Below are 26,223 nucleotides of genomic sequence, written 5' to 3' on the forward strand. Positions count from 1 at the left end.
ACGTGTAGGCGAACAGTTCGAAGAACTGTCCGCCGTACAGTGTACACATTGATTCGCGCAAACCGGCAGCGAAGCTAACGTTCGTTCCGCAAACACCTAAACAGACTAGGTTGATCTTTTATTTAAAGTAATTGACGCCGGCTCTGAAAATCTGCTGATCCATGTTTCCGGGGATGTTCTTGTACAGACTCTTTCCGATACGTTCCGAATGGCCCATTTTTCCCAAAACACGTCCATCGAGACTGGTGATGCCTTCAACCGCATAAACGGAACCGTTGGGATTGAATTTACCGTCAAGCGTCGCTTCTTTGCAGAAGTCAACATATTGGGTAGCAATCTGGCCGTTCTCAATCAGTTTTTTCATCACTTCGTCATTCGCCACAAAACGCCCTTCCCCGTGGGACATTGGCATACGGTGAATATCGCCAACTGCTGTATTGGCCAGCCATGGCGACAGATTGGAACTGATCCGGGTCATCGGAATCGTCGAGACATGGCGTCCGATGGTGTTGAAAGTCAACGTCGGCATCTCCGGGGTTATCTCACAGATTTCGCCATTGGGAACCAGTCCCAGTTTGATCAGGGCCTGGAAGCCGTTGCAGATACCGAGCATCAGACCGTCGCGATGATTGAGCAAATCCATGACCGCCTCCATCATCTTCGGATTTCTGAAAACTGAAGCGATGAATTTGCCTGATCCGTTTGGCTGATCGCCGGCACTGAATCCACCGGGAATCATGATCATCTGCGACGCTTTTATGTTATTCACCATCTCATCGATGGAATCCGTGATATCCTGTGCCGACTGATTTCTGAAAATCGAAACGACCGGTTTCGCGCCGGCATTCTCAAAGGCCTTCGCACTGTCGTATTCGCAGTTGGTTCCCGGGAAAACCGGAATAAACACCTGTGGCGAAGCAATCTTGTCTCTGGCGTAGACAACGGGTGTCGTTTTAAAACTCAGGGTTTTCACTTCGCCGGTGACATCCGCTTTTTCAGGATAAACGCTGCGAAGCGGTGCTTCCCAGATTTCGGCCAGTTCGGCGACATCCAGTCGGTCCTGCCCATAAACGATTGTTCCGGTTGGATTTGTTTTTCCGATCGGTGTTGCCCCGTCCAGAATTTCAAAGCTTTCCACAAGAATGCTGCCATAATGCGGTTCGAAGATAAACTTCGGATCGATGCGGTCATTCAGCGTCACGCCAATGCCGTTGCCAAAGGCCATTTTTGCAATTGCCTCAGCCAGTCCGCCGGTTCCGATGGTTTTCGCACTCAGGATTTTTCCGCTTTTGTTGGCTTTGATGATGACATCGTAAACCGCTTTGACGCCGGTCAAAGACAGAACGCCGTTTTCATCCACTGGCAGGGTAAACAGCTGCAGCAGTGATTCCGTGGATTTAAGTTCACTGGTGATGACATCATCCACCCGCGCCGTCGCCACCGCAAAAGAAATCAGAGTCGGCGGTACGGTTAAATCCTCAAAACTTCCGGACATGCTGTCTTTTCCACCGATCGCCGGCGTCCCCATCGCAGTCTGAACGCGATAAGCACCGAGCAGAGCGGCAAAAGGGCGTCCCCATTTTACCGGTTCTTTCCCCAATCGTTCGAAGTATTCCTGAAAACTGAGTCTCGCTTTATTGTAGTCGCCGCCGATGGCAACCAGTTTTGACAGTGACTCGACGACGCCCATCATTCCGCCCAAAAACGGACTGTTTTTGGCAACTTTGGGATTATAGCCAAAGGTCATCATGCTGCAGGTGGTGGTATCCCCATGAATGACGGGAATTTTTGCAACCATTCCATCCATCGGCGACAGTGCGTTTTTTCCGCCGTATGGCATGGTTACTGAACCGGCTCCGATCGTGGAGTCGAACATTTCCACCAGACCACGCTGGCTGGCGACATTCAAATCCTGAAGGGTTTCAGTCATTTTTTTCCTGAACGAAAGGTTTTGATCGGGAGCAATCGAAGCTTCTTGGGGAGGCTCAACTGAAATATCGATGAACTGCGGAGCCCCATTTGTTTCCAGAAAGCGGCGCGAAATGTTGAGTATTTCAGCTCCCCGCCACTTCATGATCAGGCGGCCGGTATCCGTCACAACGGCAACCCTGGTGATCTCCAGATTTTCGGCATGTCCCATGGCAATAAAGGTATCAACATCTTTAGGATCAACCACAACCGCCATCCGTTCCTGAGATTCGGAAATAGCCAGTTCGGTTCCGTCCAGGCCTTCATATTTTTTAGGCACTTTGTCCAGATCGATTTCCAAACTGTCTGCCAGTTCTCCGATGGCAACGGATACGCCGCCGGCACCGAAATCATTGCATCGTTTGATCATCGTGACAAGATTTTTGTTTCTGAACAGACGCTGGATTTTTCGTTCCTCAACGGGATTTCCCTTTTGCACCTCGGCGCCGCTTTCCAGAATGGATTCTTCCGTATGCGCCTTCGATGATCCAGTCGCACCGCCGCAGCCGTCTCGTCCGGTTCGTCCGCCCACCAGCAGGATGACGTCGCCGGGCACCGGGCCTTCGCGGATGACATTCTCTTTGGGAGCCGCCGCAATGACTGCCCCGACTTCCATTCGTTTTGCGAGAAATCCCGGATCGTATACTTCCGTAACCTGGCCGGTAGCCAGACCGATCTGATTTCCGTAGGAACTGTATCCCTGGGCCGCCTCTGTGGAAATTTTACGCTGCGGCAATTTGCCGGGCAGGGTATCCTCGATGGCCGCCCGCGGATCCCAGGCACCGGTCACACGCATGGCCTGATAGACATAGCTTCGTCCGGAAAGCGGATCGCGGATCGCGCCGCCTAAACAGGTTGCCGCGCCACCAAAAGGTTCGATTTCTGTCGGATGGTTATGGGTTTCATTTTTAAACATCAGCAGCCATTCTTCATCCACCCCGTCATGATCCACCATCATATTGATGCTGCAGGCATTGATTTCTTCCGATTCATCCAGATCCGGAATGCGGCCCTGTTCTTTCAGCACTTTCGTGCCGATGACAGCCAAATCCATCAGGCTCATCGGGCGTTTGGTGTCTTGGCCGTAGAGCGCCTCTCTGGTTTTGCAGTAATCCGCATACGCCAGCTTCATTTCCTTAGTGACGGCGTCATTTCCCAGAAATTCCACCTTCTGTATCTGGGTTGAAAAAGTCGTATGACGACAATGATCCGACCAATAAGTATCAATTACTTTCAATTCTGTAATGGTCGGATTCCGTTTTTCTTCATTATTAAAATAGTGCTGGACAAAAGCAATGTCCTCGGTGGTCATGGCAAATCCATTCGCCACACGATAAGCTTCCAATTCATCTTCATCAAGCTCAATAAAAGCGTCCAACGGCGCAATATCCTTTGGCTCGCGGATTTCGTCAACAAGGGTGCAAAACGGTTCAAGTTTTGCTTCCTGCGAATCGACCGGATTAATCATATAATGTTTGATGCTGTCAAATTCTTTTTGCGTGATGTCTCCTGTGAGTACAACAATTTTTGCAACTTTAACAAGCGTCCGTTCTCCGGAAACGATTTGAATGCATTGTATTGCAGAATCTGCGTGCTGGTCATATTGACCCGGCAGAAATGAAATACCGAAGATTTTATCTCCATCCCCTTTCGGGAAGGTGTTCTCTGTCACTGTATCTACATTGGGTTCCGATAAAATGGTGCTGATCACCTGCTCAAATAATTTTTCTTCAACCCCTTCCACATCGTAACGATACAGAATACGCATGGATTTCAGGTTTCGAATTTTTAAAATTCTCTGAAATGTTTGTGTCAGTGCCTTGGCTTCAACTTCAAATTTTTCTTTTTTTTCTACAAAAATTCGTTTTATCACAATTTTTCCACCTTTTTTAATGATAGTATTATTTTACTATTTCCGAACGATTATTTCAATATAATTTATAACGTTCGGATTATTTTTTTTAATTCCATGAAAACTGCTCACTTTTATGAGTGAACTGATCTTGAAAACGCCTTGTAAAACTCATTATTTTTATCCGAGTTATGGTAATTAGCGTTATAATTAAATTAAATTTGGGTATCATTGCTGTATAATAGCCTACAGCCATATAATACCCAGGAAAAAATGCAATTAACGAAAGAGGTACAAGATGAAAATTTATCACTTACATCATAGCGGCTTTCTGATTCAGTTCGATGACAAGACCCTGATTTTCGACTGTTTCACCCATATTCCAAACAGTCTGCTGCGCAAGAACATCCCCCACTATTTTTTTGTAACCCATGGCCACGGCGATCATTACTCAACCGATATTTTCACGACTGACCGGGTCTACCATCCCACTTTTATCTTAAGCGACGATATTCCCAAGGTGTCCACCCACCACACCCATACCATCGCGCCTTACCAGCATCTGTCACTGGGCGGTATGGATATCAGAACATTTGGTACAACCGACCAGGGGTTGTCCTTTTACATCGCCACTAACCAGCACCGCATTTTCCATGCCGGCGATTTGAACTGGTGGGATTGGGACACCCAGCTCAAACCGCAAATCGATACTGACCAGGAAGAAAAAGATTTCAAGGCTGAGCTTGAGAAAATAAAAGGTCTCCCGATGGAATTTGCTTTTATTCCCGTCGATCCGAGATTGGGCGATTCGTTCTACAAAGCCGGACAGTATTTTATTGAAACTTTCCATCCCAAGGTCATGATTCCCATGCATTTTCGGGATGACTTTGACATCATCAAACGATTCAAAGATAAGATCGGCAACACAAAAACCATTATTCCGGAATTCACTGCCCGGAATGAAAAGATTGTGAACACCTGGTCAGAAGAAGAATAGATCTAAGCACGCTGAACGGTTTAACTGAGAGATAGAAATAAATCATTCGGAGGTATAAAAATGAAGAGCTTATTATTGGCGGTTTTAATTGTTATACTTTTATTATTTTCTACAGGATGCAGCTGGACAAAGTCAAACGAAAATGGCAAATCAGACACTGATGGTGACAGCGGATCAGCTGAAGAAGACGCCATGTTTCTGATTGAAGATTATTTTCCAATTAAAGACAATATCCGAACTTTATATGAGGGTCAGGGCAACGAGTTTGCCACCTACGATGTATATAATGAATATACATCGGGTAACATCGTTCAGCAACGGATCAATAATGGCGGAACAGAAAAGATCGAGGTACTGCAGGTGAAGGACGGGAAGCTCGTCAAACAATTTTCACAGGCGGAGACCTATTATCGGCAGAATTTTCTTGAAATGGAAAACCAGCCTGAAATTCTGCTGATGGAACCGCTTGTCGTGGGAACAACCTGGATCCTGGATGACGCCAGTGTTCGAACCATCACGAGTATTTCTGCCAATATAGCGACACCTTCCGGCAATTATCAGGCCATTGAAGTCACCACCGAAAATCCGAATGATCCGTCTGAAAAAACCGTTCACTACTATGCCAGGGATGTGGGCCTTGTAAAAACGGTATTTCTGTATGGGGAAACTAAGGAAGCTGAAATTAGCTCGTCTCTCAAGGAAATACAGGAAAATGCGGCAATGACTCAAACCATCAACTTTTATTTTCCCAACCCAGATGAAGATACGATTTCTTATCTGTCGAAAAAAATCAATTTTCATACAAATGATGTCACCCGGAAGGTTTTAGAAGATGCATACAAAGAAAATGCTCCATCGACGGTGTTTTCTCCGAACACCCGAATTAACAGCCTGTACCTGAATGACGATGGCATGGTCTACCTCGACTTAAGCGGTGATTTTATTACCGAAATGAACGCCGGAGCTGGTTATGAGTCGATGATGCTGCAATGCATCGCCAATACCTTTGGCAATTATTACAATGTCCAGAAAGTCATTCTAACCATTGACAATGAGCCTTACTCGTCTGGCCATATTTTTCTTGAAAAAGGCGAATATCTGGAAGTCAAGCCGGGAGCTACTCTGCCCTTGGATTGATAATGGCAGCCGTGCGTTTGTGGAGATCTGAATTTCTGCTTGCATTACTCGTTTTTCGATGATGACCAGCCGTACTTTCCCTTCATTTCAACGAATCGCACCAATCCTACGGGTTGGATAATGATTTCGCCATCATCTTTGCTGATGAGCTGAAGTTCCTGGAGGCTTTCCGGACCGATGGGTATGATCATCCTGCCGCCGTTGGCCAATTGGTCCAGAAGATCGGTGGGAATGCTTCCTGCCGCTGCCGTTACCATGATCCGGTCATAGGGGGCGTTTTCCGGCCAGCCTTTGCTTCCGTCCCCAATTTTAAGAAAAACATTGGTATATCCAAGTCCAGCCAGCCGTTCTTTTGCCTTCGCCGCCAGCTCTTTGATCCGTTCAACAGTATAAACTTCGCGGGAGAATTCAGCCAGCAGGGCGGTCTGGTAGCCTGAGCCCGTCCCGATCTCCAGGACTTTGCAGCTTTTGTCCGGATTTAACAGCCGGGTCATTTGCAGCACCAGACTGGGCTGGGAAATGGTTTGTCCGTAGCCGATTGGGAGCGGACTGTCAATCGATGCAAAGCCTTTCATGTCGTTATCGATAAAATATGACCGGTCAAGATTATTATAGAATCCGACTAGTTCCGCGTAATCCATTTTTACTCTCACTTTCATTCCTATTTTTTTAGTGCTGTTCCCACTGCTAAATTTGGGCAATCCATCTTATTCCCCGGATCAGTTTGTTCATAAACGATGGTTTGATTCGAATTGCCTTTTCCGGGCAGACCGACAAGCAATAATAACAGCTAATGCAGCTGGCTGTGTCCAGTTGAATCTGTCCGGCTTTCTCCGTGATGGCGCCAACCGGACAGGAGCTGATACAGATTTCGCAGATTTTGCAGCGCGATGATGAAATAGCCAGCTCGACATAAGTATCCTTGACGAAAATGCTGTTTTTATTGAACGCTCTGTGAAGATCCTTCTTCACCAGCTTTTTGAACGGGACTGATTCATAACTGCCCAAAACTTCGATGTCTTCAAAACTATCAATCATGCCTCTTTTTTTGCTTCGATCAGGATAGGCAGTTCTTCCGGTTGATAGCCAATCATTCTGGCGGCTATCACGTCCAGCGCTGCCGCGTTGGTTGAGGCAAAAATTCGTGATGTCCTGACCGGCCGCCCCAAAGCTGTCGGTCCCCCGTCAAGACTGACAATTGCGTCCATAATTGACAAGGACGGTTTGATAAGATGATGCAGATCGATGAATACATCCGAAAGCTCAAATTCATTTTTTGTCAGACGATGGATTTTCTGCTTGTATCCCCCCGGCAGACAGCCATAGATATTTTTTATCGCTCCAGCCAAACGCAACGAGCCATGGGTTTTAAGTTTGCCGACATTGATGACCATATCGACAGCAAGAAGAATCCCCGGCACATAAATTTCTGTGAGACCTTTCAGATTCCTTTCGCTTCTGATCAACGGTTCTTCTTCAAACGCGATCAGTTTCGCATCGAATTTTTCGGCCACCTTGTCCATGCCTGACATCACAAAGGCCTTTCTGGTAAGGCCATTCTGGTAGAAAGCACTGGATTCCCCAATGATAATCCGACACTTTTGTTCCTTTAATATCTGACACAGAGCACTGACAACGGTGTAATGCGTGACGGTGTGCTGATTGGGTCGGTTCTGAGTCATAATATTGGGCTTGATCAGTACGGTGATATTTTCAGGTATCATGAATCCACTCTGTTCAATTGCTTTTTTTACGGCCAGATAGACTTCTTCTTCATTATAGGACTGACATTCGACTGCCGCTACCGTTTCCAAGTCATCACCCCCTCAATCTTATTTCGTTATTTACGTTTCCGATTTTCATCCGGACATTTAATTGTTATTCATTCTTTTTACCCCTCTCGTCTGTCGCTTAAACATTTTCATCATTCACGGCGAATTAATCAATCGAAAAATAAAAAGCGACGCTTCACAATCTAACTAGAAAGTCAGTTTGTAAAGCGACGCTATGAAGCGCTGATTGAATGATGCAATTAGTGCCTTTACAGCTTAACATCATGGCCAGTCATTTCAGTTATTTCTTAATACCCACGCAAAAAAACAAACATCGCCGGTTTTACGATGCCACCACACAGTTTCTTCCCTTGCGTTTTGCCTCATAAAGTGCTCGGTCAGCTCGATCAATGGTTTCTTCAATGTGTTCCCCCAGTCTGAACGTTGTCACCCCCAGACTGCAGGTTTGATTGAATACTTGCGGGAAATCGGCCTGTTCAACTGCTTTGCGAATTCTCTCCGCCATGACAATGGCGCCATTAATCACCGTCTCCGGCATAACAACGAGAAATTCTTCGCCGCCCCAGCGGCTCAGGATATCGCTGTCTCTGATTTCCCGATCAATGATCCTGACCAGCTGAGACAAAACGGCATCGCCGACATTATGACCGTGCACATCATTGACTTTTTTGAAAAGATCCATATCCAGAATTAAAATTGAAAATTTCCGGCCATAACGATGGCTCCGCTTCATTTCATTTTCCATAAATTCGTTGACCTTTACGCGATTGTACGCTTGCGTCAGATAGTCTCTTTCTGCCAGTCTTCTCGCCTCTTCGTTTGTTTCCTCAAGTTCTTCCGTAACGGCCTGGATAAAATTAACCAGACGGGAAATGCTGCGGGAATGCTTGTTGGCAAGCGGATCTGGCTTATCTAGAAGTGAAGTCTCGACATCTCTAATTATCCTTTCTCTGCTTTTCAACCCTTCCTTCATGCTGATCGCCACCATGGTAGAATTAAGTATATGAACCGAGTCGGCACAGCCATAAATCTCACCAAATGTATAAAAACCAAAAGTTGGTGCGATTTTTTCAAAGGGTTTTGTCTCTAAATTGATATCATCATGAAGCAGAAACCGTCTGCAGACACAACTGAAAAGGAAAATCGATTCCGGATTGAAGTTGTCAATCCGATTTTGGATCGCTCTGGCCTGTTCAATCATTACCCTGGGATTTCCATAACCGATTCGAAACGCTTCGCCTTCTTTTATGTCGGCAAAAAATTTAATTGCATTCTCTGCATTCACTTCGGATGGGCTCTTCGCATACTCAATGCCGTTTCTTTTTATCAAAAAAGGAAATTCAATGGCATTGAAAAAAAAGTTTTCATCATTTTCAATGCCAAGATAGTGCTGATACACCTCAAAGGCCGGTTTGTCGTCAATTTTTTTGACCCATAAACCATCCTTCTCCGTAACAACCATTTCCTTGCTCAGCGCCTGCCAGCCAAGATAAGTATGCGCCTCAATTCTAATCTGAGTTCCCATAAACACCACCGCCACCACACCACTCGTCAAACACTGATTGTCAAGAAAGACCAATGGTTCATCGATTGATGTCACATCCCCAGTACCGCCCCCAAACACAGGATACGTGTTTGGCGAATTGGAAAAGCCGGTTAAAAATTCTGCCACATCCATGTTCGATGTTGTTGCAAGCAGCATCACCCCGGCAACATCTTGGCAGGTCTTATTGATGGTCGCCTGCAGCGTATTGCCCAAATCAGCCGGTGTTGCTTCGGCCCCGTCGACAATCAATCCCTTTACCTGAGTCTGATCAAAAAATGTGATCGCAACAACAGCGGCATCGACATCGATTTCGCCATGAGCAATTCCACCCATCGATGATCCGCCAACTATCACTGCTTCGGGAAACTGTTCACGTAGAATGGATTCAATAGCCATGGCCCATTCGGGATTTGTCTCTGGAATATAGAGTTGAATGAGAACTGATGATGCTTTTTTTGTCAGACTCGTGATTTCATTTGAATTCACAGAATCATTTAAATGTTCAAGTGTTTTTAATACAATTGTCTTGCTGACCACTGGTTTTACCTCAATTCCGGTCCGAGATGTTCTATATCCCTTGCGTCTGTTATTTATACATTGCCGCAACATAGCCTATTTTTAATATTATACCAATTTTTTTGTCTTTGAGCCATACTATTCGAGAATTTGCGCAAAATATCTGTTTGAATGCTGTCGGTTCCCAAATTTTACCGATGTCTGTCAATATTGTATTTGTCATGAACAGTGGCATCGTTTTTTTCTTTCAAACAATATAGTTTTGATAAATCAGGTAAAATATTGTAGCTATTGTCTAATGAAAGCGTTATAATTATCAAAGACAATGATTTTCCTGGATTTATGTTTCATGATCAGTGAGCTGTTATTTTTTTGAGCTGTTTTTTTTTAGTTGATGTAATCGATTATCCGTAAATACAGGTTAAGTCATCGAATGAAATTTTGAAAAGAGGGATATCCATATGGATGAAAATCAAACAAAACAAAAAATTTCAAACGAAGGACAGCTGAAAATGCGCCTGTCCACCAAGATAATATCTGTTTACATGGCGCTTCTGGCTGTGGCATTGCTGTTCATGGGATTCATCACCATTTACCTGAAGGCTTCCACCAGCGTCTACCTGTTTGCTTCGCTGGTTGTCCTCGTGCTCGGTTTCATCATTTCTTATACGATTGCCAAACGCATCACCGCACCGATTCTCAGGCTTAAAGAAGTCGCTGACAAAATGGCGCTTGGTGAGCTGGATGCTGAGGTGACTCCTTGCAGCAACGATGAAATCTGCTTGCTGATGAATTCCTTTGCAGACATGATCGAGAACCGGAAATATCAGGCTGAAGCCGCTCAGCGTCTGGCTGAAGGCGACTTTTCAGTGAATATAGAACCGTTGTCGGAGCATGATGTTCTTTCTTATTCATTGATTGATGCCATCGCTGAAATCAAAAAACTCCACGACGGCATGAACGAAGTCAAATTGGCCATCATCGACGGGCGACTGGACTACAAAGCAAATATTGAAGAATATCCCGGGGCTTACAAAGATTTTGCGATTTGTGTCAATAAGATCGTCACAACCTTCAAGAATCCGCTGAAAGTCGCCATCAAATCCATTGAACGAATTGGCGACGGAAGAATCCCTCCCAAAATCACAACGGTATATCATGGGGATTTCAATTCTCTGAAAAACAATATCAACTCCTGCATTGACGGTTTGGGCGCATTGAAAGAAGGCAACGAAGTTCTGGCTCTGATCAGCCAGAATGATTATTCTCAGACCATTACCGGAAATTACAAAGGCATCTATGCTGAAATTGCGGAATCGATTAACGGTATTCATGATAAACTGGTTCGTATTGTTGATATTGCCAACAATATCGCAACCGGGGACTTAAGTGATCTTGACGAACTAAAATCGGCTGGACAGCTCAGCGAAAATGACAGGCTGACGCCAAGCCTGACAGCCATGATTGAAAACATCGTCATGCTCGTGGAGCAAACCGACAAGATGGCGCATCTTGCGGTCGAAGGTGATTTGGACAGCCGCGGAGATATCAACGGATTCCCGGGTGAATACGCCAAGGTTATCAAAGGCTTCAACAGTACACTGGATGCCATCACCGCACCGATACAGGAAGCATCCAAGGTGCTCAATGAGCTGTCACAGGGTAATTTAGGCACCTTGATGGAAGGCAGCTACAAAGGACAGAACGGCAAAATCAAGGATGATATGAACAAAACCGTCAAGTTTTTAAAGCGCTATGTCAGTGAAATCTCAGAGACATTAACCCTCGTCGGTGACGGCGACCTCAGCCAGGAAATCACTTCCTTCTATCATGGTGATTTTGTCAATATCAAAATTGCGATCAACAACATCACCACCCGATTAAGCGAAGTCATGGCGGAAATCAATGATTCCGCTGAACAGGTTGAAACGGGCGCTGTCCAAATCTCCGACGGCGGTCAGGCGCTGGCTCATGGAACGACTGAGCAGGCCGGGTCGATTCAGGAACTGACCGCATCGATCGAGGAAGTTGCCGCCGAAACCAAACGCAATGCCCTTGGTGCCAATGAAGCTAATGAACGCGCCATTGAAGTTCGGAAAAATGCCGAAGACGGCAATCACCAGATGGAAAACATGGTCACTGCCATGGTTGAAATCAATGAATCATCCAGCAATATTTCCAAAATCATCAAAGTCATTGACGACATTGCCTTCCAGACCAATATTCTGGCCTTGAATGCCGCTGTCGAAGCCGCCAGGGCCGGGCAGCACGGGAAGGGTTTTGCCGTCGTTGCTGAAGAGGTCCGAACGCTGGCGGCAAGAAGTGCCGAAGCTGCCAAAGAAACGACGGGCCTGATTGAAGGCTCGATTGAAAAAGTTGAATCCGGTACAAAGATTGCCGATGAAACAGCAGCGAGCCTGCGGGATATATTAAACAACATTGAAAAAGTAGCCGACCTGGTCGGCAGGATTGCCCAGGCATCCAACGATCAGGCTTCAGAAATTTCACAAATCACCAAGGGTATCGAACAGGTTTCCCAAGTGGTTCAAACCAACTCAGCCACGGCCGAACAAAGTGCTGCGGCCAGTGAAGAACTGACCAGTCAGGCGCAAATGCTCAAAGAAATGGTTCGCACCTTCAAATTAAAAGCCCAAGCAGATATCGGCCTGGGAATGCGGGAGCATGAGGCGGCGCAACAACCGAAGAAAGCGATACCCCGTCCTTCGTCTGCGCCGATAATCGTCCTGGATGATCTGGCTGCCGCCGACAAGTACTAAATTTCATTTTAAACGACAATTATTTAATCATAAAATCCCGTCGGATTCACTCAGCCATACGAAACCGACAGGATTTTTATATTTAAGCGCTGCTGCTTTTCAATTCATTGTTTTTTCACTTGTTATTTTTTAATCAAAGTACTTTTTATTATTTTCCCAACATGTTATACTAAAAATATTACCTGATGGAGGTTTCTTTATGTCAATGACTTTTTACGGTGAACGAGGTCTTGTGAACAGCATTATCCTGGATATGGGAACCGATATAGAAAAACAGAAAAAATTTTTAAAAACGATTAAATTTTCAGACAATTATGAACCCACATGGATTGCCGACACGGTCAAGGTCGATTTTATATTTGAACCATCATTATCCCAGTTCGGCAATCCCAGTCTGATCATCATTGCCGAAGAAAAATTTCTTCAACGCCATGTCATTTTTGTTGAAGCGCGAATCTGTTCGTATAATGATGCTTCCGAAAAGCTAAACGTGAGCCTGCTGCCCAACTCCTATAAAGGCGTGGCCAATAAACTCAATATCAAACTTGCCCTGATGTACCGCTTTGCAAAAGCCTACAACAGCATGAAGGAAGACAGTGTTGTTGAAGTCACCAATGCGGCTTCAAAACTCTATCATGATGTCGCACGAACCTTGAAAAAGCCCAGTATGATCAAGCTCTGCATTGAGCATTTCGGATACAATCCCGATTTTCTGTTCGTCGCATTAACCAATGATCCGATGGATGTGATTCCCTTTAAAAACAAGAAATTTCTGCCCGCCATCGGTGTCACAAGCTGGCACACTGAAAGAAAATCTTTCGGGCTCATCTCTTATGCGATGCTTGAGGATAAAAGTATTGTTGACAAAACAAAAGGCTATTATCATGTTGCTAAGCGGAACTTTCTCCACTTACCAGCCGAAATCGGAACCACACGCAATGATCCATCAATCAAAACCATCGTCATGGATCAATGGAATCCGACTTTAAAATTAAATCTGGAAGAATTCATCCTCTCATTATCGGATAAACTCACCACCGGCAAAATCATCATCTTCAATGGTTCCTACAGCGTCAAATCTGACGACGGAAGAACCCTGGTGAAGCTCTTTGCCGATAAGGAAAAAATGTATATCGCTTTGAGAAATGACAACATCCCGGAACACTTTGAAGATGCTCCGAAAATAAATATCGGCGTGGGTCCCAATGCCAAGTCCTTTGTGCTTGTTTATTCCGGAACTGACGATTTGACCGATGAAAATCCCGACAAACTTCGAGACGATCTCACCCGAATCATCATCGACTTCGTGGAACGCTAATCAGCTGTTTTTATTTTATCAGGAAGACCATGGTCTCCTGATTTTTTTTGAAAAAAAAGGAGTCGGTGCACCTTCATGCACGGACTCCTCAATCTCAACTTGTTCCTGTTCTGCTATTTATTTTATTTCTTGATCTGTATCGTCTGTAATCATCTCAACCTTCTGATCTTCAATCGCTAACACTTCTTCATTGACAACATCCTGTGCAGCCGTTTTTTCCTGATCATCGGCAAATACAAATTCCGTCATTGCTTCTTTTTCTTCTTTCAGTTTTCGGTTGGTGAATAGGATATTGTAGCCAAGAAAACCCAGGCCAAAGACCATCAGGAAGAAACCGACAAGCGCTCCTATAAACGGGATATATCCAATGATAATCGCGGCAGCGGCGATGATTAGAATTGAAACAAAAGAGCTCAGCAATGGTTTCATTTTATCATCAAAGAAACGAACCAGAAGTTTAGAAAATACGACCGCTGCTATCGGCATTGCCAGGATGCAGGCAGCAATAATCAGCAGCGTTACGGCAATTCCGAATGGTGCATAAATTATAAAAGACAATCCGACCAGCAGCGGTGAAATAAAGAGAAACGCTGCACCTATTCCCAGCGAGGCCAGGATGTGCTTTTTAGCCATGATACTGGTATTCTCGTTGAATTCCTTGGTCAGGAAGGTAATCAGCAGCCAGATCACCAGAATAAAGGCCAGTTTTGTAATGATGGATAAGAGTACGGAGCCGACACTCGGTCCCTGTTCTTCTTCTACCGTCTGTTCCTTGACCTGTTCCCAGTTAACAGCGGGTGCCTGGGCATTCGCTGACACCTGAGCTTGATTGGCACTGCGGTTATCAATCGGTCCCGTGATCTTGGCATTATCACTGATTATCAATTGATCTACATTTGATTCCACATAGCCGTTAACCATTCCATTGATGGTTACATTACCGGAATCGCAACGCAGGTTTCTCCCGATCGTCCCTTCAAAATAAGCATTGGCAGATCCCACGAGAAAATCCCGGCTTACATTTGCCGTGGTGGCCGTGGTAAGAGCATTACAGGCTGCAAAAACATCCCCATTTACGGTTCCGTTAATGGTGATCAGGTTCCCTGCCACGTAGAGATTACCGTTTATTTTTCCATTAATCGTGATCGTGTTTCCGGCTACAAAAACATCGCCGTTGTATTCCCCATCAAGATTGATGGAATTTCCAGCAAAAAATGTTGTGGAATTAAATACCGATTTGGCTACGATATTGGATCCGGCAAACAGCGTATCCCGATTCGATACGGTTTGATCGGTGATATTGATATTTCCCGACTCGTCAAAATACCCTTCATAATTTTCCGAAGCGGCAAAAGCTGCCGAAAAACTGGTGAGTAAAATCATCACCATCATTAAAACTGACAAACCTATTTTTTTTAACATCATTCCTTCTCCTTTTACTGTTTTAATTGACAACTGCGAAAGCACATCTGATTTCACTTTGTAAATTCCGCAGTTGCCATTTTTGCAATCAGTCCCTTACATAAACCGTTGCTCGTTTTTGAAATGAACAATCAGAAAGTAAATGCCTGTGCATATGAGTACAGAAAAAGCCATCGACATGGTTCTGAAAAAAACTAACAGCTGATCCGAATAATTGATTACAACACTGGTTAAAAATGAAACCAGAACGGTGCTGTCCCCTTGCGGAACGATGGCGCATCGTATAACCAGAACTGCAAAAGCGATAGCCAAAACAAAAATCAGCGGATAAAATCCATCGGCGGAAGTGACAGGTTCATTTTTTTTATTGATTTGTTTCATGATACATGATTTTCGGCTTTCAAATGGGATGCTTGAAACAAAACCTTTGACGGTTTCTTCCTTGAATCCCAGACATTCCATCATCTTATCTAAATCTTCCATGTCTTACTCCTCCTCTTTCATATAATTTTTCAGCTTGCTACAAGCCCGATTCAATCGCGAGGACAATGTCCCCATGGGGATTTTCAAAAATTCACAAATGGTTTTATACTCCCAATCATAGTAATATCGAAGAATAACCACTCCCCTGAGCTCATGGGGCAGTCGTTCCAGATATTTTCTTGTCTCTCCAAAATCCAGTGAATCAATATTGTCGTAGCTCAGAGCTTCGTCATTGTATAAGGATTCGCTGTTTTCCAGATCGTCAAGAGAGATCATCGTTTTGTTCTTGCGAAGAAGATCAAAACACCCATTATGGACAATTCTCAAAAACCAGTTTTTAAAATTGCTCCCCAACCGGTACTGTCTGATTTTCGTGAAAGCTTTTAAAAAGCTTTCTGCTACCACATCCTGCGCATCGAATTGGTTGTTAAGAAGGGAATATGCATAAATGTAAGCATATTTTTCATATCTTTCGACTAATGGTTCGAAATAATCGGAATGGCCACTGGCAAGATACTTCTCAATCAGTGTGTCATCCGATTCCCCTTCAAATTGTTTTTTCAATCCGCTGTACCTCCTTTTTTTCTGCACACTTATATAACGGCAGAAGATCTGTTTTTCTTCCCGTGAAAAGAAAATATTTTATTTTTTTAATTCAGCTTCTAAAATGCTTCATTTTCTTTTGTACCATCCCGCGAAAAGCATCCGCTCATTCATTATCCAGGTCCCTGAAATAATCACGGATAATCGTATAGCTGTCTTTCAGTCGCTCCTTGTAGGACGGAACATTCCAGGTTTCCCAAGTGAAGGCCTCAGTGTTGGAAAGCCCGATGGATGCAACCGGTTCATTGCTTTCCTTATTTACCAGTACCCCACTTGCCAGAATCCCGTCAGTAATAACCGTCTGTAACTCATCAGTTGTAGGTGACTGAATGACACGGGTGTCATCGATAACCCGCATCGCCGATGGATCGGAGACATTGATTCGAGTCCACGGAATCCGGATTGATATTGTATTTTCCTCGATGTTCCAATGGTTATATGAATTGTTTTCCAGAGTACCGTAATTGAGACTGCTCAAATCCTGATAAATGGCATCTGTTTTGGTGCCGTCTGCCGTGATGGCTTCCTTGTTAGTCAGAACCGACATTTTCTCAAAGCTGCCGCCTGAAGATGCATCAGAGGCATATCTTCCGTTTGTCAGATTATAGCCGGTTTGTACAAGAAGCTGGGCATCGGATCTCCCGTTTATTTGAATGACGTATTCCAATCCGGTGGCCGCATTCACAGAAATGTCCTCGGCAAATTTCAAATTCCCTCTGGCACGGTCATAGGTATCCAATCCGATAAGCAATTTTTCCTTGTCAAAATTGATGTTGTTTTTCAGTTTGATTACCAGATTGAGATAGGTTTCGTCCGCTGAAACAGTCATTTTCTCAATATCACCATTTCCCTCAATCTCGTGCAGTTTGGATTTGGGCTGATCGGATTCCATGGCCTCGATGCCGTAATTCTGTTCCGGATCAACAGCATTATGCCAGAGTGGATTTCGTTCAAACGGAAGGATGTAAGGTTCGGTAATCCACGTCTTTTTCGCCCACTCGTCCGCCCATTCAAAAATCAGACCTCCGGCGTACCCTTCTTTTTCCATCGCCTTCATCATCCGGACGATTCCCTCACCCTGAGCAGTTTCTGTCACTCCACCATGGTTATAACCATCGGGATTCTCGTGCGCATTACCCATTCCAGTAGCCAGACCAAATTCAGCAACAAGCATCGGATATTTCTGCTGTCCTGCTATGAATTCTCGGAGATAGCCCCCATAGCGGAAACTTCCCTCTTCATCGGTATACGCAGCATAGGAGGCTTCATTATTCATAAAGTCCGGGTAATTGGGATAAATGTGATAGGCCCCGAAAAAGCCGGACACGAGTTTTTCTTTTGTCGAAATGTTATTGATATCAACGGATACTTTGTCATTGTACTGAAGCGACTTATCCCCGGCCTCATTCCATTCCGAATCGTGTTCGGCAGGATCAAGCGTCGGCCAGCTGACGATCCCGACCGGATGCTGCCACTGATATTGATCCTCTTCGTACTGCAGAACGTAATCGCAGCTCATGGCAAGCCATGCTTCTGTGGGACTTGCTTCAGCTTCCGTATAGAGGTAGTTGCCGTTAAAGGTAAAACCCGCGTGATTCTCGTTGGTGCTAATCACCTCTTCCGGTTCAAGCTCTCTTCCCACAAGATATCCTGCGATGTAGGGAGAGACATCAGCGGTATACGATCCGTAGGCTCTTCCCGATCTTTCCGGTATGGTGATCTGCCCATGCATGGCATCGATGTCGTTTCTTATTTCACTTTGATAAGCGGCATTGTACGCTTCTTTCAGATAGTCATCACCCTCGGGGTTTTCCTCCGGCCATATTTCCTGATACAGCCACAGAATTGAATCCGGATGTTTTTGATTGTAGTAGACCAGCGCTGAATAGAACTGCGGCGGCATGAGCGTGTAGACTCTGATGCTGTTTGCCTTCATTTCTCCAATCTGATCGAACCACTTGAGATAGGTTTCTTCTCTGCAGGTGAATTCCGTAAACCATTTTCCGGGAATTGTTGAACCGATATTTACACCCTTGGAGAAGAAGTTCACCCATTCCCCGTTTTGCTGCACCTGAAACGAAGTCCCGGATGTTCTGGCCGAAACTCTAATTCCGGTACTGTCTGCAACCGCTTCCGGTTTGTTAACCGGCGTCCTCATGACTGTGATTGATTTCTGAATCACCGGTACATAGCATCCCCAATAGAATTTCGACTGGTCATTGTCATTTAAACCGGATAAACTGCGTTTGAACGCAGAAAATCCGTAATAATTGTACAGATTTCCAGAAAAATTCATTCTTGAAAACTCACCTGCGAAATAATAGGCTGAATACTGAGAGTTTTTCGAGCGTGTGATTGCCGAATAGCTTGTCGTCAGACCCAATTCTGCCAGTTTCGCTTTTCCCGAATTCGTTACATCAAAATTAAAGCTTGCCAGCATTTCTGTTGACGGGTCCGCCTTCACCAGTTCAAACCATTCATCATATGGAAAACATGCCGTCACACCGAATTCATCCTGGTACTCCGCATTAAAAGAAAGGGTCAGTCCGTTTTTTTCGATGTCTTTTTGATCCATCAAGACGATGACGGCATCATTCTCTGACACCAGGACATAGCCACCGCCTTCGAACTTCCAGTCTTCTCCCGTGTTTTTTTCATAATTTAAAATAATCGCATCCGACACTTCAATGGATTTCGTCAGATCTGTAAAATGTCTGCAACTCCATCCCGTCCAGGAAATTCCAAACAGATCAGCAAGGCCTTTTTTGTTGGATGAATCAGCAACTCCATATTCTCCAATGATCGTGTTGCCACCCCCAAGGTGGTTTTTCAGCGATGCAATTTCGTTTCCATCGAATCTGCCATTCAAGCTGTCCGAATTGTCAGTTGAGCTGTCATCATCTTTTTGAACCCCGGCGGAACCCGCCAGATAAATAAGATCCGGTTTTTCGTCCGTAGCCGGGATTTCTGTTATCTCGCGGGATTGTCCGTTTTCTTCAGAAATGACCTTTTCACTGTTTAACACCCACAACAGTCCTTTATTTTCTGTAGCTACTTTGTCTGGAACCGTTTTGTCAAGGATCCAGACATTAAGCGGGCTTGAATCCATCCTGTTCCAGAGGACAAACGGAAGAACAAAAACACAAAACAGGATGCTGAGGATGAACACACTCCATAGAATCATGGATCTCACTTTCATGTGGTTGCCTCCTGTTTTGCGTTAAACCCTTTCCGCTCCGCTTTCTGCCAGCCGGCCGGCTTTCTGAACATATTCAGATAACCCCCAAAACGCCAGAGACTGAAATACTGCCTGACACCAAAATTCTCAAGTACTGAATAGACAATCAGGGTGATCAGTTCTCTGGTGGAGAAATAGCGGCCGTTTTTTTCTGAAATCAGCAGCGAGGAAACCGAAACAAGCAAACCCATCAGCACGACAGAAACAAATAGAATGATCGCTATTTTGTAATTTAGTATTCCTAAAAGAATTGACAAAACGACCATCGCGTATCCCTGGAACTCGAAAAGCGGACCCATCATTTCAAAAATAAAGAAATAGGGCATGGCAACGGTCCCGATTTTTCCGTAGCTGGGATTGAAGAGCATTTTCCGATGGAAGGTCAGTATTTCGATCAGTCCCCGATGCCATCGGTACCGCTGCTTCTTAAGGGTTTTCATATCTTCCGGCACTTCCGTCCAGCAATTGGCGTTGTAGGCATAGAGAATCTTGAAACGCCGGTTGGACTCCTTCATCTGCCGTCCGATCCGGACCACCAGTTCCATATCCTCTCCCACCGTATCGGTTTTATATTTACCGGAGCTGGTGAGATATCCGCCGACGTTGATGACCCGTTCCTTCCTGAAAAGACCAAACGCCCCGGAAATGATCAGGAGGCAGTTAAAATAGGACCATCCCAGCCTTCCGGACATAAACGATCGAATATACTCAATCGTCTGAAACCTGGCAAGTTTGCTGCTTGCCAGACCTTTGGTTTCGATTTGTCCGTGTTCAACTGTGCAACCATTAATCGGGAGGATATTTCCGCCCAGAGCCGGAGTTTCCGTTTCCTCGTCAAGGGTCAGGGACGCCAGCTTGAGGAGTGCCTCATCTTCAAGAAGGGAATCCGCGTCGATTCCGCAGACATACTCCTTGTTGGCAATATTGATCCCCACATTCAGAGAATCCGCTTTTCCGCCGTTAACTTTGTCCACCACAATCAGTTTGGGTCGGGAACGATTCAAATAAACACCTCTGACCTTTTTGGCATTGAGTCTACTCTCATAGATATAATCGACCCGTTTTAAGTCGTAATAACGAATCAGCGTATTCAGCGTATGGTCCTTCGAGCCATCATTTACAATAATCAGTTCATGATCCGGATATTTGAGATTCAGCAGTGAATTGACGCTCTCAATAATTGTTTTTTCTTCATTGTACGCTGGTGCGATGATAGATATTGAAGGCAGCATTTTTTTCTTGAAAAGAAATGCTATGTCTTTGACATTCCATAAACGCTCCTGTCTTCTTACACTGATATAGGAAAACACCAACAAAACCAGATATACAAGATTAATCGCAATAGCATAAAAAGCGATGTAATAATTGAAATCCATCACAAACAATTTAAGCTGTTCCTGAAAAGCCATGATCAACAGTGTATTCCAATGGCGAAAGCAGTAAACAGCCGGTACCAGAAGAAAGCTTCCCATCAAGATCAAAAGCAGGCCCCGGGTTAACTTTTTATCGGTCTTATTTTTCTCTGAAGGTGCTGCTTCTTCAGGTTGCGTCAAGCCGCATTTGGAAACCAGTCGTTCTTCCAGATACATGGAAAATTCACCTTTCAAGCTCTCGGATCCCATCAGTACTTCTTTAACAATCGCAATGAGCTCATTTTCAACATTGATGTCATTGTTCTTATTCAGGAAGTCAATCACTTCACTGGTTCTACCAAGCCTCAGTATTTCTTTGACAATTATCACAGCGTCCTGATTGTTCTTTTTTGTAAGTTTCATGATAAAATATTCAATTTTAAGCGATAGGATTTTTACGAGTTCCTTCTTTACCTGGATATCTTCTTCCTCAAGAAAAGCCCTGATAACCTGGTTGAAATAAACCGGATTCTTTTCAGTCATCCGGGAAATGGCATTGACAGCGCCTCTTGCGGTATCTTCCTGTCGGATATAAAAGAGCAGTTTATCCATTTTTTCCTGTGATTGAAAATTGGAGAGCGCACCGACAGCAATGTTCTTTATTTCACGGTCTTCGGAATTGAGATATTTCTCACAAGCCATTTCTCGGGGATATAATTCAGTTAAAATATTGCAGGCTTTGATGACCAGGCTGTGATAGGCTTCCCCGCTGTTAACACTGACCGGCAGCACGCGGTGACGCCGGCAGCTGTCAGTTGGCTTGACTTCCCCCTGGTATGGACACAGCATGCTGTTTTTACCATCACCTGAAGCGTGCCAATGAATACAGGCGATACAGGTTCTGTTTTCGCCGTGCCCATAATGACGCCTCAATCTTTTTGTCTCTGTCGCTCTTGTATCGACTAGATTGATGAGATAGCTTTTCAGAATTTCTGAAAAGTAGACTGATGCAAAATCCACGATCAGTTCCTTTATTTCGATTTCACTTCGGTGTAGGATTGCCGGCAGATAGTGATGAAAATCTGCTCCGAAATCAGCGATCAGCATATTGACCTTATCCCGATAAAATCTGCTGGCGTTTAAGAGTGAATCCGTGATGACTGGAATAGATTCCGACTCGCCGATGTCAGCCAGACCATTTGCAATATAAAGTCTGACCGTGCTGGTTTTTTCCGATTTCAGCGTTTCTTCCAAGGCAATCCGCGCTTTTTCCGTGCCGAGGACACTCAGGTATGACACGGCTTCTATTTTAGTCGTTTCAAAGGGTGATTTCAGCTTTTTCAGATATTTCTTTTCGAATCCGGTTACATCAATTGTCTTTTTCAGATTTTCTTTTGTCTGCGGGTCTCCCTGCAACAATTCACTGATTTTGAAATAATCCGAAATCCTGATGTTTTCGTTGATTCCCGTCTTCTTTCCGATTGCAGCAGCGAGCAGTCGGGTTTCCTGCCATTTTGCGTTCTTAATGTTTTTTTTGCTTTCAATTCTGCCCATGAAAAGCCGGAATATGACAACAAAATCAATGGCGACGAGGACAAATCCGATCATGATCCATATTTCGAAAGTTTCAATCATCATGGCGATTTCCTTTAACTTTATTCTGAATCACGCCGATTATCTCCGAAAGCATGAACGGCTTCTTGAAATAGTGTTCCACCCCCAGGCTGGATGCACGAAGAACGGATGCATCGTTTTTTAAATAAGATAGATAAATAAATGGGATGTTTTTTGTGTTGGAGTCGGAAAGCAGCTTTTCCCGAAAAAGGAACCCATCCATTTTGGGCAGCATGATTCCCGATATAATCAGCAGCAAATGCGACTCCTTCACAATTTTCAGGGCTTCCTCTCCGTCTCCAGCTGAAATGACTTGATAGTTGATGTTCTCAAGGGATGTTGTTAATACATCAATGATGGTCTGATCCGAATCAACCAGCAGTATTTTGCCGATTTCCTCCCGGTAATCATCCAGCGCTGAGTGCCCGCACACCATATTCTGTCCTTTGCTTCTGGCAATCCGCACCCGCCTGAGTGCAATATTGTACAAAGCCTCATCCGGATTGACGCTGAATTCATCGTTGTCCCGGATATCGTCAAACCAGGTCACGCCGATGGATGCCGTGATTTTTTCAATGAATTTCTCAGAAGCCGCAATGGCATTTCTGATTTTCTCGGCCAATTCCAGGGTATCATCTTTCCGGGACTGCGGTATGTAACAGATAAATGCAAAGCCCTGAAGTCTGAAGAGCATGTCGTTTTTTCCTTTTAAGCCTTCCAGAATATACAATGCGTTTTTTAAAACTTCATCTACTTCATCGGTTCCATAGTAGTTTTCTATTTTTTCGAGATTGTCCAGACTGACTACAATCAGGGCCGGATTCTGTATCGATCGGTCCTGTATGATGCCATTGATTTCACTGTTAAGATAATTTTTGAAAAATTCAAAGTTAAACAAACCGGTAACTGGATCACGCGTCAGCCGATGCTCCGATTCCTTCAGACTCGCTTCAAGTCGTTCAATGCTTTCTTTTAACAGCTGGTTCTGTTCATTGAGCGTTGCAGAGGCCTGCTCAACTCTTTTGATGTTACTTTTGAATACTTGGGGCATGGAGATCTCATATTCCAGTGATATCATCTCAACCAGTGGCTCAATGATCATCAGCCACTGTAGGCCTTTTCTGATCAGCACCTTTTCAAATATTAAATTCCACAATTCATCACCGGTGTAATTATAATCGGTAATGTTCAGCTTTTCATCCAGGGTAATTTCCAAATCGCCAATCGCATCGACGACTTCCTCAAAATCAAATATGCTGGCATATCGTTTCAGCACCATCGTGCACATGGTCATGTAGCCCCCGGATTTTGCCAGGTCTTGTTTAATCGGGTTGAGAAATTTCCCGCATTCCAGATCTCTTAATGCCTTGATATAAACGGATGTGTTCTCATTGATGATTGATCCGTGCTGTGGCGCAATCATGTCAATATCCATTCCTAAAAAAACTTCCATCACCGGACGCAGGATGCTGTTTGAAGGCATATAGTGTTCATGAAATGTTTTCATCTTCTCGATGTAATCATCTTTTGCATAGAGATTCCACACAAACGAATATGCACCGAACAAATCGCTGGAAAACAAAACCTTCGATTCATAATCATACGTTGTAAAAGCGCCGGGGAAATGAAGATATGGGGTCATCACAAAACCAAGCGTTCTTCCCGATTTGAGGTTCAGCTGGTACTCATTTTCATTGATGATGTAGTAATCAGAGGTGATTCCGTAGAATTTGACCAGCAACTGCGTTCGCCAATGGGTTACAATCAGAAACTTGCCTCCGGCCTTTTCGAAGAGCGGCACACTGGCGCAGAAATCGGGATCCTGATGATGAAGGATGACATATTTTATTTTTTCCAGCGGCACGATGCTACGCACATTTTCATAAACATCCTCAAAATCAAGGACCGAACCCGGATCGATGAGAACCGCCTCATCCCCATCCACCAAAAGATAGGGATTGCAGTTCAATCCACCCTCCTGGGAGCTACCTCCGACCCAATATATGTCTTTTGCTATTTCTACAGTTCTCGGTGCACTCATGTTATCCTCCTGGCTTCCCGCCTCAACAACCATGAGACTGTCAGTTTTCAGTCAGGTTGAGGATGTAAAATTATGTCTTGCTTTCAGTATTTCAGAAACGAATGAAAACGACTTATCTACTTCGATTTTAAACCTTTTCATTCAAAATGGCAATTGTTTTTATCTGATATTTCCATGCTTGCTGCAAGCATGTAAAAAAATCAGAAGCCCTCCAGATGAATATACTCCATCTGAAGGGCTTCTATCAGTTTGATTTATCTTGAGACCAATACAGGTATCACTGCTTAAACTGCACTTTGGGGAAATACAAAATTTGAGACATCCCCAAGGCTTCTAAACGCCTCATCGTCTTCCACCTGACCGGATGAACCAATTGGATAGTATCCGTACTCGGTTCCTTATCAATCAAATGCTTAAATTCCCTTAATTTCAAGTTTTATTAAAGCTTAACGCTCTAAGATATAAGTGTGAGATAAATCTCTCACCTCTTTTTCTTTTCATTCCTAATATAAAAAAAACAACACATCTACCCGGGATGTGTTGTTTTTTTTATATTGATCGGCATGGTGTCGTTTTTCTTCACTCTGGCGCAAAGATCATTCATGGCAAACGGCTTTTATTTTATCAGCCTTCTTATTGAATCTGAAATTAATGTAGAATGCGCCAAACATCACAACCGCTCCAACAATACTGAGAAAGTCCGGTATTTCACCAAGAAAACAGGTTCCAAGAACAGCCGTAAAAATGATGTTTGAGTAATCGTAAATTGAGATCTGGTTTCCCGGAGCATACTTGTAGGCAAAGGTAATGCCGTACTGGCCGACTGCCGCTGATACACCGGTGAGAATGAGAATCACCAGTTGCCATATCTGCATGGGCACAAAGCCGCTGATCATTTTCGGTGCTAAAACGAGACAGGAAAAGCCCGAGAAAAAGCAGACAATGAGCGAACCGTTAACACCCATGGTGCCCAGATAACGGACACAGGTATAGGCAGCTCCAGCAGTGAATCCGCCGAGTATGGCAATCATCACAGGCAGACTGATGCCGGTGGCGAAGCTGGTTTTTGCAATCAGCAGCACTCCCAGAAACGCAACCGCTATTGCAGCAACCTGTTGTCTGTTCACGCGTTCGCCAAGAAAAACAGCTGAAAGTATAATTACAAAAAATGGCGAGAGTTTATTGAGTACTGATGCATCCGCCACCAGCAAATGGTCAAGCGAATAAAAATTAGACAGAATTCCAACCGTTCCGAGTGATGCCCGCATGAAAAGCCAGAACCATCCGCTCTTTGATACCGATGAAATGTTGCCTCCTCCACTGCGCAGCAGAATAAAAAAAGCAATTAAAAAGGCAATGAAATTTCTGAAAAAGGACTTCTGTACGGTGGGCAGATCGCCGGAAAGCTTGACAAATACATTCATTAAAGCGAAACCGAAAGCTGATATCAGCATAAATAGTACGGCCTTCTGTTTCTGAGATAGATTATCGATCATGATGACACCTCTTGATTGGAATACAGATATCCTATCTCAAATGGTATCTTAATTCAATGGCAAAACCTGG

General features: G+C 44.4%; 16 protein-coding genes. 4 read left to right on the top strand and 12 right to left on the bottom strand.

Features of this window, described 5'->3' with window-relative positions; all coding sequences use genetic code 11:
- Positions 1-118: 118 nt before the first annotated feature.
- A complete protein-coding gene (locus GH808_RS00230; RefSeq protein ID WP_186840791.1) occupies positions 119-3,841 on the bottom strand; it encodes a phosphoribosylformylglycinamidine synthase in 3,723 nt (1,240 codons plus the stop codon).
- Positions 3,842-4,118: 277 nt separating this feature from the next.
- Here GH808_RS00230 and GH808_RS00235 point away from each other — a divergent pair, with 277 nt between their 5' ends.
- Both GH808_RS00235 and GH808_RS00240 read left to right on the top strand, forming a co-directional pair.
- A complete protein-coding gene (locus GH808_RS00235) occupies positions 4,119-4,817 on the top strand; it encodes an MBL fold metallo-hydrolase (RefSeq protein ID WP_186840792.1) in 699 nt (232 codons plus the stop codon).
- 60 nt (positions 4,818-4,877) lie between these two features.
- Entirely contained in the window at positions 4,878-5,954 is a 1,077-nt protein-coding gene (locus GH808_RS00240; protein WP_186840793.1) for a GerMN domain-containing protein, read from the top strand.
- A 44-nt stretch (positions 5,955-5,998) separates the two neighbouring features.
- Here the strand turns inward: GH808_RS00240 and GH808_RS00245 are convergent, their stop codons facing one another.
- The 4 genes from GH808_RS00245 to GH808_RS00260 form a co-directional block, all read right to left on the bottom strand.
- A complete protein-coding gene (locus tag GH808_RS00245; protein ID WP_243166038.1) occupies positions 5,999-6,595 on the bottom strand; it encodes a protein-L-isoaspartate(D-aspartate) O-methyltransferase in 597 nt (198 codons plus the stop codon).
- 46 nt (positions 6,596-6,641) lie between these two features.
- Positions 6,642-6,992 carry a DUF362 domain-containing protein gene (locus GH808_RS00250; protein ID WP_186840795.1) on the bottom strand — a complete coding sequence of 117 codons (351 nt, stop codon included), beginning with the start codon at positions 6,990-6,992 and terminating at the stop codon, positions 6,642-6,644.
- Positions 6,989-7,768, bottom strand: coding sequence for a DUF362 domain-containing protein (locus GH808_RS00255; RefSeq protein ID WP_186840796.1), 780 nt, complete (start codon positions 7,766-7,768; stop codon positions 6,989-6,991). Before GH808_RS00255 ends, GH808_RS00250 begins: the two co-directional genes overlap by 4 nt.
- Before the next feature lie 301 nt (positions 7,769-8,069).
- A complete protein-coding gene (locus GH808_RS00260) occupies positions 8,070-9,830 on the bottom strand; it encodes a sensor domain-containing diguanylate cyclase (RefSeq protein ID WP_186840797.1) in 1,761 nt (586 codons plus the stop codon).
- 440 nt (positions 9,831-10,270) lie between these two features.
- On the opposite strand from GH808_RS00260, the gene GH808_RS00265 reads away from it, so the two are divergent.
- The gene (locus tag GH808_RS00265; RefSeq protein WP_186840798.1) at positions 10,271-12,586 is read left to right on the top strand and encodes a methyl-accepting chemotaxis protein; all 2,316 of its coding nucleotides are present in this window, start codon (positions 10,271-10,273) and stop codon (positions 12,584-12,586) included.
- A gap of 199 nt (positions 12,587-12,785) precedes the next feature.
- Positions 12,786-13,904, top strand: coding sequence for a hypothetical protein (locus GH808_RS00270; protein ID WP_186840799.1), 1,119 nt, complete (start codon positions 12,786-12,788; stop codon positions 13,902-13,904).
- 117 nt (positions 13,905-14,021) lie between these two features.
- Here the strand turns inward: GH808_RS00270 and GH808_RS00275 are convergent, their stop codons facing one another.
- From GH808_RS00275 to GH808_RS00305, 7 genes are all read right to left on the bottom strand, one after another.
- Complete coding sequence (locus tag GH808_RS00275; RefSeq protein WP_186840800.1) at positions 14,022-15,329, bottom strand: bactofilin family protein; 1,308 nt, start codon at positions 15,327-15,329, stop codon at positions 14,022-14,024.
- Between the two features lie 93 nt (positions 15,330-15,422).
- Complete coding sequence (locus GH808_RS00280; RefSeq protein ID WP_186840801.1) at positions 15,423-15,809, bottom strand: hypothetical protein; 387 nt, start codon at positions 15,807-15,809, stop codon at positions 15,423-15,425.
- A gap of 3 nt (positions 15,810-15,812) precedes the next feature.
- Positions 15,813-16,373, bottom strand: a complete 561-nt coding sequence (locus tag GH808_RS00285) for an RNA polymerase sigma factor (RefSeq protein ID WP_186840802.1) — start codon at positions 16,371-16,373, stop codon at positions 15,813-15,815.
- Positions 16,374-16,518: 145 nt separating this feature from the next.
- Positions 16,519-19,611: a hypothetical protein gene (locus GH808_RS00290; RefSeq protein WP_186840803.1), complete on the bottom strand. Its 3,093-nt coding sequence runs from the start codon at positions 19,609-19,611 to the stop codon at positions 16,519-16,521.
- Positions 19,608-22,640, bottom strand: coding sequence for a glycosyltransferase (locus tag GH808_RS00295; RefSeq protein WP_186840804.1), 3,033 nt, complete (start codon positions 22,638-22,640; stop codon positions 19,608-19,610). Before GH808_RS00295 ends, GH808_RS00290 begins: the two co-directional genes overlap by 4 nt.
- Complete coding sequence (locus tag GH808_RS00300) at positions 22,630-24,657, bottom strand: oxygen-binding di-iron domain-containing protein (protein ID WP_186840805.1); 2,028 nt, start codon at positions 24,655-24,657, stop codon at positions 22,630-22,632. The genes GH808_RS00295 and GH808_RS00300 overlap by 11 nt, the downstream gene beginning before the upstream one ends.
- Positions 24,658-25,253: 596 nt before the next feature.
- Positions 25,254-26,153 (bottom strand): DMT family transporter, encoded by a 900-nt coding sequence (locus tag GH808_RS00305; RefSeq protein ID WP_186840806.1) that lies wholly within the window; start codon positions 26,151-26,153, stop codon positions 25,254-25,256.
- Between the last annotated feature and the right edge of the window lie 70 nt (positions 26,154-26,223).

Source organism: Acetobacterium fimetarium (genome assembly GCF_014284475.1).
Taxonomy (GTDB): Bacteria; Bacillota; Clostridia; order Eubacteriales; family Eubacteriaceae; genus Acetobacterium; species Acetobacterium fimetarium.